At 61.7% G+C, this 15,366-nt stretch carries 13 protein-coding genes; 5 read left to right on the forward strand and 8 right to left on the reverse strand.

The annotated features are described in order from the left end of the window. Positions 1 to 9: 9 nt before the first annotated feature. The gene (locus tag BUE15_RS15080) at positions 10 to 3,141 is read right to left on the reverse strand and encodes a cyclic nucleotide-binding domain-containing protein (protein ID WP_139252326.1); all 3,132 of its coding nucleotides are present in this window, start codon (positions 3,139 to 3,141) and stop codon (positions 10 to 12) included. 132 nt (positions 3,142 to 3,273) lie between these two features. Beyond that, the gene (locus BUE15_RS15085; protein ID WP_084549088.1) at positions 3,274 to 4,248 is read right to left on the reverse strand and encodes a YitT family protein; all 975 of its coding nucleotides are present in this window, start codon (positions 4,246 to 4,248) and stop codon (positions 3,274 to 3,276) included. Between the two features lie 571 nt (positions 4,249 to 4,819). Between BUE15_RS15085 and BUE15_RS15090 the strand changes: the two genes are divergently transcribed. The 4 genes from BUE15_RS15090 to BUE15_RS22380 all read left to right on the forward strand — a co-directional run bounded on the left by BUE15_RS15090 (position 4,820) and on the right by BUE15_RS22380 (position 8,806). Further along, on the forward strand, positions 4,820 to 5,380 hold the full coding sequence (locus BUE15_RS15090) for a hypothetical protein (RefSeq protein WP_073286838.1): 561 nt from the start codon (positions 4,820 to 4,822) through the stop codon (positions 5,378 to 5,380). A gap of 57 nt (positions 5,381 to 5,437) precedes the next feature. After that, positions 5,438 to 6,004 (forward strand): hypothetical protein, encoded by a 567-nt coding sequence (locus BUE15_RS15095; protein ID WP_073286841.1) that lies wholly within the window; start codon positions 5,438 to 5,440, stop codon positions 6,002 to 6,004. A gap of 39 nt (positions 6,005 to 6,043) precedes the next feature. Then, on the forward strand, positions 6,044 to 6,580 hold the full coding sequence (locus BUE15_RS15100) for a hypothetical protein (protein WP_073286844.1): 537 nt from the start codon (positions 6,044 to 6,046) through the stop codon (positions 6,578 to 6,580). A gap of 66 nt (positions 6,581 to 6,646) precedes the next feature. Next, positions 6,647 to 8,806, forward strand: a complete 2,160-nt coding sequence (locus BUE15_RS22380; protein WP_084549089.1) for an ATP-binding protein — start codon at positions 6,647 to 6,649, stop codon at positions 8,804 to 8,806. 162 nt (positions 8,807 to 8,968) lie between these two features. Here the strand turns inward: BUE15_RS22380 and BUE15_RS15110 are convergent, their stop codons facing one another. After that, on the reverse strand, positions 8,969 to 9,502 hold the full coding sequence (locus tag BUE15_RS15110) for a DUF4240 domain-containing protein (RefSeq protein WP_073286849.1): 534 nt from the start codon (positions 9,500 to 9,502) through the stop codon (positions 8,969 to 8,971). Between the two features lie 182 nt (positions 9,503 to 9,684). On the opposite strand from BUE15_RS15110, the gene BUE15_RS15115 reads away from it, so the two are divergent. Continuing rightward, entirely contained in the window at positions 9,685 to 9,894 is a 210-nt protein-coding gene (locus BUE15_RS15115; RefSeq protein ID WP_073286853.1) for a heavy-metal-associated domain-containing protein, read from the forward strand. 392 nt (positions 9,895 to 10,286) lie between these two features. Here the strand turns inward: BUE15_RS15115 and BUE15_RS15120 are convergent, their stop codons facing one another. The 5 genes from BUE15_RS15120 to purD form a co-directional block, all read right to left on the reverse strand. Beyond that, a complete protein-coding gene (locus tag BUE15_RS15120; RefSeq protein ID WP_073286856.1) occupies positions 10,287 to 11,390 on the reverse strand; it encodes an AIR synthase-related protein in 1,104 nt (367 codons plus the stop codon). Positions 11,391 to 11,477: 87 nt separating this feature from the next. After that, the gene (locus BUE15_RS15125; protein WP_073286858.1) at positions 11,478 to 11,840 is read right to left on the reverse strand and encodes a hypothetical protein; all 363 of its coding nucleotides are present in this window, start codon (positions 11,838 to 11,840) and stop codon (positions 11,478 to 11,480) included. 5 nt (positions 11,841 to 11,845) lie between these two features. Then, complete coding sequence (gene purF, locus BUE15_RS15130) at positions 11,846 to 13,354, reverse strand: amidophosphoribosyltransferase (RefSeq protein ID WP_073286861.1); 1,509 nt, start codon at positions 13,352 to 13,354, stop codon at positions 11,846 to 11,848. Between the two features lie 82 nt (positions 13,355 to 13,436). After that, on the reverse strand, positions 13,437 to 14,084 hold the full coding sequence (gene purN / locus BUE15_RS15135) for a phosphoribosylglycinamide formyltransferase (RefSeq protein WP_244535959.1): 648 nt from the start codon (positions 14,082 to 14,084) through the stop codon (positions 13,437 to 13,439). After that, positions 14,068 to 15,351: a phosphoribosylamine--glycine ligase gene (purD, locus tag BUE15_RS15140; RefSeq protein WP_262987465.1), complete on the reverse strand. Its 1,284-nt coding sequence runs from the start codon at positions 15,349 to 15,351 to the stop codon at positions 14,068 to 14,070. The genes purN and purD overlap by 17 nt, the downstream gene beginning before the upstream one ends. Positions 15,352 to 15,366 lie beyond the last annotated feature (15 nt).

Genomic DNA, 15,366 nt, shown 5'->3' on the forward strand with positions numbered 1-15,366 from the left:
GCGGCATAGCTACCCGGAATGCACAACAGACTCGTTGTCGGGCTGGCTCTGGACCATTTTCTCGTTCTGATGCCGCAGCCGGTGGCATAGCTCACGCATGATGGTGCGTACTACTTCGGTGCATTCCTCGGTCACATCGTAGAAGTCATCCTGGTCGATGCGGAAGGCCTGCACCGGGCGCAGCGCCACCGCAGAAGCGGAGCGGGGCTCGGCATCGAGTAGGGCCAGTTCGCCAAAAAACTCGCCCTTACTGAATGAAGTAAGCAATTGTCCTTTGGTGAAGATGCCTACTTCGCCTTCATAGATGATGAACAGCGAGGTGCCCAGCGTGCCTTTGGCGAAGATTTCCTCATCCTGCCCGTAAACTACCTCGTGCATGATGGGCACAATGGTGCCCAGCACGTTTTCGGGAGTCTGGGCAAACAGGGCCGTGCTTTTCAGCATTCGGACGCGCTCCAGAAAGGAAACAGCAGAATCAGAACCGGGGTCAGTTAGGGCGGGATGCATGGCGAGGGTTGGGTACAGGAACAGTAACTGGTCGTAGGAGGCCGGGCGCTGCACCGGCAGCCGGCACAGCACGGCCTCGGCACTCTGCTGCACCAGCAGGTCGGAGGTTTGCAGGTGCGGATACAGGTACCCCACGGTATTGGGGGCGGGGTGCCACTGGCGCAGCGCTACGCCTACGGTCCAGGCAGAAAAGGCCGCTGTGCCGCGACGCACAATGGCCGTCTGGATAGGCTCGGCTGCTACGGCCGGCCCCAGCAGGCTCTCAAACGTCTGGACTTTCTCACTGAGCCGCCCTACATCGAGCAACGCCTGCAGGCCCAGGTACAGCGGCCGCGGAATCAGGTTGTCGAGGATTTCCAGAGCATTGGCCTGCCGCTCACCGGCGTGCGCGAGCCCCCGCTGGGCAGTCAGCAGCGGGGCCTGTTCGTAGAGCTGCATCAGCAGGCCCAGCAGCCGCTGCTGGCATTGGCGCAACTCGTAGCGCAGCGTGGTTCGCAGTTCGGCAGTAGCGCTGGTCATGCTGTGGAGCATATACTGCGCGAGGCGCATCTCCTCTTCTACCAGCCGCTGAAAAAGCGGCGCATCGGCAGCTACTCTGGGCAGGCTGCTCAGCGCCCGCAACGCGGCAGCGCGGCCGTGCAGGTTGCTGTCCTGGGCCATGCCCACCAGAACCTGCCGGCTGGCCGGCGTACCGATGCGGCGGCACACCTGGCTTAGCTCGCGCAGGAGCCGGCCATCGGTTTCGCGCGCCAGCACTTGCTGCAGAAACGGCAGAATCGGTTCTCCCACCTTCACCAGACACTCGGCCGCGGCTTTGCGGGCCGCTTTGTGGTGCAGCAGCCCTACTACATGGTCGGTCAGCACCTCGGGCGCTACTGCGGCGGCAGCCCTGGTGGCGGCCTGCACGGTGGTTTCTTCGGGGTGGCACAAGCCGGTGATGATCAGCCTCACCTGCTGCTCAGTGGGCAGAAACCGCACCAGCGCCAGTGCTGTAGCCTGGTAGCAGTCCATAGCCACGAGGCCGGCCAGGCTGGCGCGCGCCTCGGCATCGGCAGGGGCAGCTTCCAGGCGGCTTTGGATAGCCCCTTTTCGCACAGCCATGTCCGGGTGCAGCAGCAAATCTGTTGTGCCGGGGTGCCGGCTGGCCAGGTGGCTGGCCAGTTCCCGAACCCCGGCATCGGGGTCGTGCAGGATGAGGTAGCGGAGCAGCGCTGGCTCCGAATGCTCACCAACCAGGGCCAGTATCTGACGGCGCACCGGGCCTTTAGGGTGGCGCAGCAGCGTCCGGGCATACCGCTGCAGCAGCGGCGCATCAATTCGATGCAGGTGCCGCAGCGCGGTCAGGACTTCTGCGGCCGGCAGCACCGGCTCTGCGGCAGCCGGTGCTGCCGGCTGGCTGGCCTGCTCAGCCGAAGCAACAGTGAAGCGCAGCCCCAGCGTGTTTTTCAGCTCGACAAGATACTGGCGGTAAGCCCCCTGCAGCAGCACCAGCACTGCCAGCAGGAAAATGGCTACCCAGCCTAACGGGGCCCAGCCCGGAAACCCGGCATCCGGATAGCTGTACAGCCCCAGCAGCAGCAGCCCGGCCAGGCCCAGGCCCAGCGGCTCGTAGAAACTCTTCACCCAGGTATGGCCCCGCAGCCGGCCCGCGCGGGGCAGCGGCTGAAACAACACCAGAAACACCGGCTCGAACACGGCCCGGCGCAGCACTTCCAGCCCCAGGTACAGGCCGCAGAAGTAAGCCATCTGCCCCATTGGCCCCACCCCGGCCGTCGACAGCACCCCATACAGCCCAATGCCTGCCAGCGCGGCCAGTGGCAGAACCGCCAGCGCCCAGCGCAGGCCCAGCCGGTCGAGGCCGTGCCGGGCCACCAGCAGCTTGAACACGGTAGCCAGCATATAGGTCAGGGCCAGCACGCTGCCTACGTAATAGAGCATGCTGCCCTGGGTCTGCAGCTTCTGCTTCACGTTCACAAAAAACAGGTATTCCACCCCCGCCCCTACTACCGCTATGGCCGTCAGGCTGAGGCCCATGAGAAGCACCAGCCGATGGCCCTGCGGCGGGTGGCCGGCCCGGCCGGGGGGCAGGGGCCGCGCCTCCAGTGCCTTGGCCCCAAAAGCCGAGCGCTGCACGGACAGCGCCAGCACATACAGCCCAAACGCCGACAGCAGCAGAAAATACAGGTCGTAGTGCAGGTGCACGAACACGGCCAGGAGCGCCCCCAGCGCCTTGGCGGGCATGTCGCCGGCACTGATGATGCTGAACAGCCGCCGGCTTTGCCGCACATTGAACACCACCGCCGACATGCCCCAGAACTCCAGGCTGGTGAGCAGGTAGATAAGCCGGTAGCCGACCATGATGGCTACCGCCGCTGCTACCGGCGCGCCGGCCAGAAACACCACGCTCAGCACCAGCGTCAGGACCAGCGACGCCAGCAGGGCCCGCGCGGCCAGCCGGCGCAGCGGCCAGCGGTGCTCACCGTAGGCATAGAGCCGCCCCACTGCCAGCATGGCTACCGCACTCACGCAGTAGGCCAGCGGCAGATTGCGCTCCGGCTGATTTTCGAGCAGCAATACGTTGGCCGCCACGTACACCAGAATAGTCCCAATGCCCAGCAGAACATTGTGCAGCAAAAAGAGCCCGACTATTTTGGTTTCGCCCGGCCGTACGCCCAGAAAACGGTACCACGTGTTCGTATTCATCCTGCGTTTCCTCTCATGGCTCGTCGGGACGGCCTGCTGGTGCGGGCGGCCTTTCGCAGCCGCTTAGTGCAAAGCGCGCTTCTTGATCAGCCCGCCGCGGGTGTCGCTGACGCTCTGCATCACGACGAAAGCCTGCGGATCAATGGCGTGTATCTCCTTTGTCAGGCTGATAACTTCCAGCCGCGTCACGACCGTGAAGATGGCCTCCACCTTGAGCCGCTGATGCCCGTGCGAGCCGAACCCCTGCGTGCACTCGTACACGGTAGCGCCCCGGTGCAGCTTGTCGGTTATCAGCTGCCGGATTTCGGTGCTGTGGAAGGAAATGATGGTCAGGCTGGTGTATTCCTCGATGCCGACCAGAATGAAATCCACGGTTTTGGCCGCCGACAGATACGCCAGGATGGAGTAGAGGGCCGTTTCGACGGAAAGCACCCAGGCCGCCACACCAAAAATCATGATGTTGATAATCATGATAATGTCGCCGATAGAGCCGGGCAGCTTGCGGCTGATATACACGGCCAGAATTTCAGTGCCATCGAGCACGCCCCCGCCGCGCATGGCCAGCCCGATGCCCGCGCCCAGAAAGAACCCGCCAAACACCGCAATCAGCAGCTTGTCCTGCGTGAGCACCGGAAACGACACTACCAGCAGCGCGCCGGAAAGCGCCATAATGGTCAGCAGCGTTTTGGTGGCAAACCGGGGCCCCAGCTGGTAATAGCCCAGAATGATGAAGGGAATGTTGATGACCAGAATCAGCACCGAGAGCGAAACCCCGCTGACGTGGCTGACCAGCATTGAAATGCCCGTTACACCGCCATCAATAAACTCGTTGGGCAGCAGAAAGCCCTTGAGGCCCAGCGCCGCCGAAAATACGCCGGCCAGCAGCAGCACCATCTGCAGTAGCCCCTGCCCCAGCCGCGACGCGGAAAGGCCCGCCAGGCCACCGGGCGGGGGCGTCGTAGCCGAAACCGGCAGCTGCAGCTGATGCGCCAGCCGGCGAGCCCGCGAAGCAGGGGAAACAGGTTCTTCAAACAGCATAGCGCGGGTACCAGCTCACCAGATCCAGACCATTCTACACCCGGCAGGCCAGCACGACTTGCGCACCGGCCCGCAGGCCACCACCAGAGCACCCCGGCCGCAGCCGGAGCCTATACTACCAGGGCCTGAGCCCCACTGCCGCGCCGCCACCACTGCTTTTTGCTCCGGCTCCCGCGTCAGTTATCCTGCTCTTTGCCAACTCATTCGGCTTACTGCCTTTCCCAGGCAGGTCACCCGGCACCGGAGGCGGCTATTCATCCAACACCTACAAATATGATAATAAATAATTTACATACTCCTATAATTTCTCAAAACATACCCCGAGGTACCACGCAACAGACGAGCCGGGCACCCGCTTAGCAAGGGCAGGAGTACCGAGCTGGGCCATGCACTAAACCGGCCTGAGCACGCAAACATTGTATATAACTTATATTATTTATTATATTAGCTTTATCAGACAGACTCAGGGAAGGCTAGCGGCGTTGTCGTGCCCAGGGTGCAGGCCCTTGCCTGCCGTATGCCAGCGGCTTTTGCGGCAGGTAAGGGTCTGCCACCTCTTCTTCGCAGCACCATGAAAAGCGCGCTTTCGGTATTTCTGCTTCTGCTTTGCCCGGCCTGCTGCTCGCTGCTCCGTGCGCAGAGCACGCCCGTGCCCAAGGCAGCGGCTTCGTTTTCGGTGCAGAAAACGGTAGTTTACCCGGTGCGTGACCCCGCCCGGCTGCCGGTGGCTATTGCCTGGTATACTGCGTTTTTCGGCAAGCAGCCCGCACGCGTAGAGCAGGCGCTTCCCTATCCGAGGGCGGTGTATCAGATTGACGGCGTGGAAGTGCGACTGGAAACCGACCCACGCTTTTTGCAGCTCAAGGAGCCCGTTTTCTACTGGATGCTGCCTACCCCGAAGGATGTCGAAAGTAAGTTTAATGCCCTCCACACCGACCCGGCCAACCGCTTTGAGGGAGGGCTGTTTCGGAAAGTGCGCAGGATAGAGGACAGCCCCACCGACAAAACCCTGTCCCGGGCAGCCCCCGGCGCCGTGAACCAGGTAAGCGGCTTTATTGCCATAGACCCCGAAGGCAACCAGGTCGGGGTGATAAACAACCCGGTTTACCCGCCGAAAATAGACGAGCAGTAACGCCCTTGCCGCACTCCGCTTGCAGACATTCTAGTTCACTCTCTGCCGTTTGCTCCCATGAAAATCTGCTTTCCGGCTGCCTTGGTAGCGGCCCTGGCTTTGCAGGCTCCCGCCTGGGCACAGACTACGCCAGCCGCCACTGGTGGCAGCAGCGCCCTGGGCTTAGCCACGCAGAAAACGGTTTTGTATCCTTCCAGAAACGGCCGAGCGCTGGATGCGGAGGTTGTAAGCTGGTACTCCGGTTTCTTTGGCCGCCCGCCCACCTCCAGCCAGCTGGCAGGCCAGCAGCCATACCTCATCTACGACATCGACGGCATCAGAGTATGCGTGGGTGTGGACCCCGACCACCCCGACACGTCGTTGGGGCTGGAGCGCACGGCCTTCTACTGGATGCTGCCCACTGCCGCGGCGGTAGAAGACAAGTTCGAAGCCCTGAAAAGAGCCGACAGCCGTTTTGTCGGCTTCATAGTCAAGCTCCGCAAAGTGGCGCAGCGCAAAGACAACGACTCACAAGCTGCCAGAAGCCAGCAAGCCGTGCAGGAAGTGAAAGAATTCATCGTGAAAGACCCGCTGGGCAATGAAATAGGCGTGATTAACAACCCTATTTATGTGCCAACAAGATAGAACGCCGCCTGATTTCCGACCCGATACCCCGCCTGCCCTATGAAAATCCTGTACGCCTTCCTGCTCCTCCTGCTGGCAGTCTGCTCCGCGTGTGACCAGAAAAACCAGGTGCCGCAGAGCACCGTTGCCGGCCCGAGGTATCTACCGCAGGACACCGTGGTGTATCCGGTGTCAGCCGCTTCCAGCCTCGATAAAATGACGAATTGGTACAATGCTTTTTTTGGCATAGAAGCGCGCCGGGAGGAGAATTACGCTTCGTATACCATCGACCACACCGTCGTTATCGTCACGACTGACCCGAACTACGCCCAAACGAAAGAGCCGATTTACCTCTGGCAGCTACCCCGCAGGCAGAGCATAACAGAAGATTTCGAGCGAGTAAGAGGCATTGAGGAAACCCAGCCGGATGCGGGCTACGAGCAGGGACCAATTGACATCAGTAACAGCCCCAGCACTACCCCGGAAGCCGCCGACTCGCTTGTGCACAAATACATCGTGCTCGACCCCTCCGGCAACAAGGTGGGCGTGGTGAACAACCCGATTTATGTGCCGCGGCTGGTACCGGGCAACAAGTAGACCCCACCGGGCCGGCTTCTGCCCGACCCACCCCGGCAAACGTCAGGTAGCAACCGCGCTTTTTCGATGAGACACTCCCGGTCCATATGGTTGCTGCTGGCACTGGGAATCCTCTGTTGCGGGCCCGCCCCGGCCCAGAACCGCGCCGCCGATAGCCTGCAGCAGCTCCTGCGCGCCCACCCTCGCCCCGACACTACGCGGGTGCGCCGCCTGCACGCGCTGGTGCTGCAGCTGGCCGCTACCAATGCGCCCCAGGCCATCCGCCTGAGCCGGCAGGCGCTGGGCCTGTCGCAGCAGCTCCCCGACACGGCCGGTATCGGGCGCAGCCTGCTATGGCTTAGCATTCTGCACCGGCGGCTCGCCGCCTACGATTCGGCGCGGCTCTATACCAAGCAGGCGCGCGAACTGTTTGAGCGCAGCCACGACCACCGCCGCGAAGCCCGCGCCTGCCTGGAGCTCAGCCTCATCGACCTGCAGCAGAGCAACCTCACGGCCGCTTTGGCCTGGGCACTGCGCGGCCTGCCATTGGCGGAGAAAAGCGCCGACCTGCCCACCCAGACCCAGCTGCGCGCTACGCTGGGCAGCATCTACTGGAAAATCGGCGACTACGAAGGGGCCCGGCTGGTGCTCACCAAAGCCCTCGAAGATGGCCGCCGGCTCGGCGACCAGCAGGTGGTAGCTGCCGTGCTCAATAGCCTGGGCAGCACCTACCAGCAGCAGCAGAACTGGCCGCAGGCACTGTACTACTTCCGGCGCGCTGTGGCCGCCAGTCGGCGCATGGGCGATACGCAAAACCAGCTGGTGAATGAAATCGGGATGGCCGAGGTGTACAGCCAGCAGGGCAATGCCGCCCGGGCCCTGCGCCACGGCCAGCGGGCCCGGAAGCTGGTCAGAGAAACCCAGGACGGATTCAACCTGCCCACGGTAGAGATACTGCTGGCCCGCGCCCACCTGCTGCTGCGCCAGCCCGACAGCGCCATTGCCCTGGCCCGGCACGGCATGCAGCTCAGCCAGCAAACCCGCAGCAACGGCAACCTCAACGACGCCACCGAAATTCTGGCCCAGGCCTACGCTGCCGCCGGCAACTACCCCGAGGCCTACCGCTACCAGCGGCTGTTTGCCGCCTACCAGGACACCTTGGCCGGCCAGGCCACCCAGCGCAAAACCAGCGCCCTGCGCTACGGCTACGAGCTGGACCGGAAGCAGAGCGAAATCGAGCTCCTGAATAAAAACCGCCAGCTGCAGGCCCAGAAAAGTGCCCGGCAGCGCCAGCAGGTATACGCCCTGTGGGCCGGCCTGGCCGGGGCCGTGCTGCTGGCCGGCCTGCTGTGGCGCAACGCCTATATCAAGCAGCGCGCTAACCGCCACCTCAACGAGAAAAACGCCCAGATTGCCCGCCAGCGCGACGACCTGACGCGCACCTTAGCCGAGCTGAAAGCCACCCAGAACCAACTCATTCAGCGCGAAAAAATGGCCAGCCTGGGCGAGCTGACCGCCGGTATTGCCCACGAAATCCAGAACCCGCTCAACTTCGTCAACAACTTCTCCGAAGTCAGCACGGAGCTCGTGGAGGAGTTCATGGACGGGCCGTGGCAGCAGCTTCCCGAAGCCGAAAAAGCCTACGCCACCGAGCTGCTTGATACCCTGACGCAGAACCTGCAAAAGATAACCCAGCACGGCCAGCGCGCCGACAGCATCGTGAAGGGCATGCTGCAGCACTCCCACGCCAGCGCCGGCCACCGCGAGCCAACCGACCTCAACGTGCTGGTGGCCGAGCACTTGTCGATGGCCTACCAGAGTTTCCGGGCCCGGCACAAGTCGTTCAGCGCCCTGATGGTTTCTGATCTGGATGCCCTGCTGCCCAAAGTAGCCGTCGTGCCGCAGGATATCGGCCGGGTTGTGCTCAACCTGTGCACCAACTCTTTTTACGCGCAGCAGCAGCGCCAGGCGCTGGGCCAGCCCGGCTACATCCCGGAGCTGCGCATCCATACAAAGCTGCTGAGCCACGAGGTCCGGATTCGGGTGCAGGACAACGGCATCGGCATGAGCGAGGAAGTGCAGCAGAAAATCTTCCAGCCCTTCTTCACCACCAAGCCCCCCGGCGAAGGCACCGGCCTGGGCCTCTCCCTCAGCTACGACATCATCGTGAAAGGCCACAACGGCACCTTCACCGTCACGAGCCAGGAAGGCCAGGGCACGGAAGTCACGATTTGCCTGCCCCGGTAAGCGCCCGGCAGGCGCGGTTTCCGCCCCTATCCTCCCCAAACCTTCACCCAGCCGCAGCTGCCCCGTTGGCCGGCGCGGCCTGCCCGCAAGCGGGACCGATAAAGCAACGACCCTTCCAGCAACAGGAACGCCTGGCTGCTTGCGCGGTCAGGCGTACTGGGTTTAAATCGGGCCAAACTTCTTCCAGAGCTTCGGCAGCATCTTCGGCAGCTGGTTTTCGGTCCAGTCTTCGCCTTTGGTTTCGGACCCGGTATTGTAATCGAGGCCACGTTCAAGTGCTACTGCTCGTGGGAAGGTTTCATCGTCTTCCTCCCGGCCGGCATGCTTTTCGAAAGCTTTGGTAGCTACGTACAGCAGCTCCTCAAAATCCTGATAAGGGTCTTCAACGATGTTGGCCAGACTGTCAGGGTTTGCTAACGCCTGGGCAACTACCGCCTCGCCCTGCCCGATCAGCCAGCACCGGAAATACAGATACGGGTCGTCGGATACGTAGCCGTCGATGATTTTCTGGGCCGCTTGAATGTTATAATGGTCGGCTTCGATCAGGTACTCACGCAGTATGCACTCAAACCCGATTATCTGCTCCGGTTCCAGCTTTTCCAGGCTGCTGATCAACACCTGTTCCTGAAGCTGCTGGTCACCCTGGGCCGCCTGCTTTGCCGATTCCAGTATCTGCCAGAACGTTGTCTTTTCCATCTTTGCTGAGTGTATAGCACAAGCCCCGAAATACGGCAAAACTCTACACACCGCCCGCCAAAGCCTGTACTTCCCGGCCACTTTCCGGCAGCTACTTTTGCCGAAGCTTCGTTGTTACACTAGCAACTCACCCGCCGCTGCCGGTTTCCCTACCCCCGGTCGCGGCCCATACCCAACCCGCTATGTCAACCCTGAAATTCAAAACCAGCATCAACTGCGCCAATTGCGTGCGCGCCGTCACGCCCTTCCTCGATGCCGAAGCCAGCGTGGAGAAGTGGAGCGTGGACACCAACAACCCCGAGAAAACCCTGACGGTAGAAGGCGAAAACCCCATTCCGGAACTCGTGATGAAAGCCGTTGCCCAGGCCGGCTTCGATATCGAGCCCGCCTAAACTGCCCCGGTCCGAAGCCGCAGGCGTCCGACCGGTCGCCGCCCGCGCCCCCCGCACCCCAGACACCATAAACCATCAGTCAGGCATCATAAACCGTCAGTCAGCAACCATAAACCGCCAGTCAGACAATAAAAACCATCGGTCAGCAACCATAAACCGTCGGTCAGACAGCAAAAACCATCGGTCAGACGATAAAAACCGTTGGTCAGATAGCATAAACCATCAGTCAGCAAGCATAAACCGTCAGTCAGATAGCAAAAACCGTCAGTCAGGTACCCGCTGCCACACTATATAACACAGTTTATTCTACAGCAGAACGCCCCTCCGGAAAACCAGAGGGGCGTTCTGCGTATGCCGCCTGGCCGAAAGCAGGCCACTTCTGTAGTTAAGCACTACGCATAGCGCAGCTCACCCGCGCCTACGCGCAACACCACCTCGGTTTCCGAAGTAATGCGGCCCGCTACCTGGGCCTGGTAGCCACGGGCACGCAGGGTTTCGGCCACGGCTTCGGCCTGGGCTTCGTCCGTCACCAGAAGCATACCGTTGCCCATGTTCCAGTAGAGGTAGGCTTCGGTGGGCGTGATGCCGGCCAGCTCGGCCAGCTGCTGCATGGCCGGCAGCGGCTCGAAAAGGTTGGTCAGCTCGGCGCCTACCCCGTTTTTGAGGACGCGCCTGAAGTTATCGGCAATGCCGCCGCCGGTGATGTGCGCGGCAGCGTGCAAAGGCAGCCCCGCATCCAGCACCGCCGCCACGCCCGGCGAGAAGATGAGCGAAGGCGCCAGCATCACCTCACCCCAGGTCTGGCCCATTTCGGCGGCATCAGGCCCAGTGTAGGGCGCTTCGTGCCACTTCTCGCCGAAAGTTTTGGTGAGGGCCCGGCGGGCCAGCGAATAGCCATTAGAGCGAAACGAAGGCGACCGAAGCGCCACCACGGCCTGCCCGGCGCGCACGTTGGCGCCGCTGAGGGGCCGCTCCAGGCCGGGGTGCAGCACGCCCACGGCCGTGGAGCACCAGTTGAAGTTCATGCGGGCGCCGGGGTAGCCGCCGATGCGGTTGCCCAACTCGGCAATTTCGCCGCCCGTTACGGCTATCTGGCTGAACTGCGCCGCGTCGTGCAGGCCGCGCATCAGCTCATCCACCACCTCATAGTTGAGCGTGTTCACGTCGATGATGTTCGACAGATTAGTCGGGATGAAGCCGGCCACCACCAGGTCGTCGGCCACCATGGCAATCAGGTCGTAGCCCAGCGTGTCGTAACGGTCCGTGCGCTCGGCCACCTCAATCTTCGTCCCGATACCATCGGAGCCGATACCCAGCCGCTCATTGCCAAACCGGATTTCGTTGGAAAAGCCCCCGGCCAGGTCCTGCGCCGGCTCGCCGGGCTTGCCAGCCCGGGTCGAGAAGGTTTTCTGGGCCCAGTGGTAAGCGTTTTTGGAAGCGGCATTCCCTTCTTCGATGGAATAGCCGGCGGTGGCTTTAATGTTGGGTTCGTTCATGTGGTGGACCCCACCCCCCGGCCCCCTCCCCGGTGGGGAGGGGGGACCAGACGAAGGTGTAGCTGGGCTAAAAAGCGGTGTAAATTTCTAGATTTCGACGATGGTTTGGAGGCCTTTCAGCGACTTGGCAGGCACATAGTATTGCTCACCGGCAACCAGCCCCAGGTCAACTCTCATCCCGTTGGGCATTGGGCGCCGCAAGTAGATTCTCGTACCAGGAAAAAGCTTGATTGCCTGGCGGCTGTCCAACGTATCGGCAGGCTGATGGTAAACTGCTGTTACATCCTTCAGCACCATATAACGCGGATTAACCATACCATTAAGGGCTTCTTCCACAGTAGGCTGCATCTTAACAGACGCTGACTTGCTGGCAAGTTTCGAGGTTTGCGCGGCTGCAACAAACGATAAACTCAAAGCCACAAGCAGCAACAAAAGATTCTTCTGTTTCATGCGCGTTAGTGCTCAGTCGGGGCGGGGGCCTTGGCGCTGACGGAAGGAAGGGCAGCAGAGTCGCCTTTCTTGTCGCCGCGGTGGCTTTGGCGCTCCTCCTGAATGTGGCGCAGGTACTTGGTCACGTCGCCGGTGGGATACTGGCCGGTGAAGCAGGCGAAGCAGCTGCCACCGTGGCCTTTGTCTTCCGAAAACAGTTCCTGTAGGTCTTCTATCGACTGGTAGATGACCTTGTCGGCCTCAATGTAGCGGCAGATTTCCTCCTCGGTGTAGTTGGCCGCAATCAGCTCGGTGCTCATGGCCATATCGATGCCGTAGATGCAGGGCGCAATGATGGGCGGGGCGCTGCTGATGAAGTACACCTCGGCGGCGCCGGCCTCGCGCAGAATCCGCACGATACGCCGCGACGTGGTGCCGCGCACGATGCTGTCATCGACCACCGCAATCTTCTTGCCCTCCACAAACTCCCGGATGGGGTTCAGCTTCTTCTTCACGATATCCTCGCGGCCGGCCTGGCTGCTCACAATGAAGGAGCGGCCCATGTGGTTGTTCTTGACCAGCGCCCGGCGGTAAGGCACGCCAATGGCCTCCGCGAGGCCCGAAGCCGAGAAGTACCCTGACGACGGCACGTCAATCACCATATCCGGCTGAATCCCCGACTCAATGACTTTCCTGGCCAGCATCTTGCCCAGCCGTACCCGCTCCCGAGCCACCAGGCGGCCGTGGATGGTAGAGTCTTCGCGGGCAAAGTAGATGTGCTCGAACACGCAAAACGCCTTAGGCTGCGCGTAGGGGTTCTTGTAGTGAACCTTGAAGTCCTTGTCAATAAACACGGCCTGGCCGGGCCCTACGTTCTTGATGAACTCAAACCCCAGATAATCAAAGCAAGTGCTTTCCGAGGCAAAAGCGTAAATCGGCCCTTTCTCCGTGTCGCGGCGGCCCAGCACCAGCGGCCGGATACCCAGCGGGTCGTTGAAGGCCAGCAGGCCATGGCCGGCAATGACGGTGATGGTGGCGTAGGCACCTTTCACCAGCTCCTGCGTCGTTTCTACAGCATCGAAGATGTCGATAACCGAAAGGTTATCGAGGTTTTTCAGGCGCAGCTCCGAGGCGAAGGTGTACATGATCAGCTCCAGGTCGTTGCTGGTTTTGGGCAGCACGTGGTACTTCTCGTGCAGGCGCTTGGCAGCCGAGCGGAAGTTGATGACGTTGCCGTTGTGCACCATGGCCAGCCCAAAGGGGTAGCTGGTGGTAAACGGCTGCGCCAGCTCCGCATCGCCGGAACCCTGGGTGGTGTAGCGCGCATGACCGATACCGATGTTGCCCTTCAACTTCCTGAGCTGCTTGGGCTTGAACACATCCGAAATCAGCCCGTTGCCTTTGCAAAGGTGAAAGTTGTCGTCGAAGGTGGCTATGCCGGCCGCGTCCTGGCCGCGGTGCTGAAGCGCCGTCAGACCAAATACGATGTCGTGGGCGACGTCATCGGGGCCGTAAAAACCTACAATTCCGCACATGGCAATCGGGTGGTTACAAGGTAAGATTCAAGACCGTCATGCTGAGCGTAGCCGAAGCATCTCGCGTGCTGACGTTGGGTTATTATTCAGACGATGCCACGCGAGATGCTTCGACCAGCTCAGCATGACGGTCTTTCTTAATGAGTTCAGCCAGCGTTTCGGCGTACACGCGGTGCTCCACGGCCAAGCCCCGCCGCTCTACTTCCTCCAGGGTATCGGCCCCGTGCAAATCCACGGGGTGCTGCGCTAAAATGGGCCCCGTATCCAGGCCCTCATCAACCAGATGCACTGTGATTTTGGTTTCCGGCAGCTGATTTTCAAAGGCCCACTCGTAGGCATGCAGGCCCTGGTGCTGACGCGTATCGGCGGGGTGAATGTTGAGAATACGCCCCGCAAACGCCCGCACAAACGTGGGCGACAAAATGCGCATGTACCCGGCCAGCACCACGTAATCAGGCTGGTATTGCCGCAGCACTTCTACTACCTCAGCGTCGAACTCGGCCCGCTTTCGGCCCTCGCTGCTGAGGCTGGCGGTGGGGCACCCCATAGCGGCAGCGGTTTCCAAACCGGGCGCATCAGGCTTGTTGCTGAACACCACGGCCACTTCGGCCACGCCCTGCAGTATCCCGTGCTGCACGGCCTTCACCAGAGCCACCATGTTGGAGCCCCGGCCCGACAGCAGAATAGCCAGGCGCTGCTTGCGGATGCTATGCTTACCAGTTTCCTGCAAGGGTCGGTTCCGGCCGCTGGCCGATATCGGTGCGGATGTAGACATCCTTGAATTTAACTCTTTCTGCTTCCCGATACACGTAGTTCACAGCATCTTCCAACTCCTCGCCGTGCCCGACCAGCACCATCACCCGGCCGCCACTGGTCACTAGTTCGCCGTTTTGCTGCCTGGTAGCGCCGTGGAAGGCCAGAATGCTGGGGTGCAGCTGGTCCAGGCCAGTGATGGGGAAGCCGGTCGGGAACTGCGCCGCCGGATAGCCGCCCGAAGCCAGCACCACCCCCACGTAGTAGCCGCGCCGCTGGCGCACCACCGTCTGCTGCAACGTACCGTCCAAAGTAGCTTCAATCAGCTCCAGCAGGCTGCTTTCCATGGCAGGGAGCAATACCTCGGCTTCGGGGTCCCCGAGGCGCACGTTGTATTCCAGCAGCTTGGGGCCCTGGGGCGTGAGCATGATGCCGAAGTACAGGAAGCCCTTGAAGTCGAACTGCTCGTTTTGCAGGCCCAGCAATGTGGGGTCCACGATGCTGGTGCGGATAGCGGCCAGCACGTTGTCGTCGGCGAAGGGCACGGGGCAGTAGGCGCCCATGCCACCGGTGTTGGGGCCCTGGTCGCCGGCCAGCAGCTGCTTGTGGTCCTGGGACGGGGCCAGCAGCCGCACGCGGTTGCCATCCGTCACACCGATAATGCTGATTTCGGGGCCGGTCAGCTTTTCTTCCAGCAGGAAGCTAAACCAGCCGGTGTGCTGCTGCTGCAGGTCGTCCAGCGCAGCCTGGGCTTCTTCTACGGACGAGCAGACATACACGCCTTTACCAGCGGCCAGGCCATCGTACTTCACCACTACCTGCCCATCCAGCTCGGTGGCTTTGGCGCGGGCTTCGTCCAGCTTGTCGCTGCGGTACTGCCACGACATGGCGGTTGCTACCCCATGGCGGCGCATAAACTCCTTCGACCACACCTTGGAGCTTTCCAGCACCGCCCCGGCCCGGCTCGGACCAAACACGCGGATATCAGACCCAGCGAAATAGTCGGTTACGCCGGCTGCCAGCGGAGCCTCCGGCCCCACCACAATAAGCTTCACCCCGTTGGCTTCGCAGAAGCTCTGGATGGCCGGAAAGTCGGTGGCGCTGATTTCGGGGTGGCTGTTCGGGATGCCGGCGTTGCCGGGCAGCACGTGCACGGTAGCGCCGTCGCGGGTCAGTTTCCACGCCATAGCGTGTTCACGGGCCCCGCCGCCGAGTAGTGCAATGGGTTTATTGCTGTTGCTCAAAGGAATAGGTAGTTA

This window comes from Hymenobacter psychrotolerans DSM 18569, assembly GCF_900142395.1.
Lineage (GTDB): Bacteria > Bacteroidota > Bacteroidia > Cytophagales > Hymenobacteraceae > Hymenobacter > Hymenobacter psychrotolerans.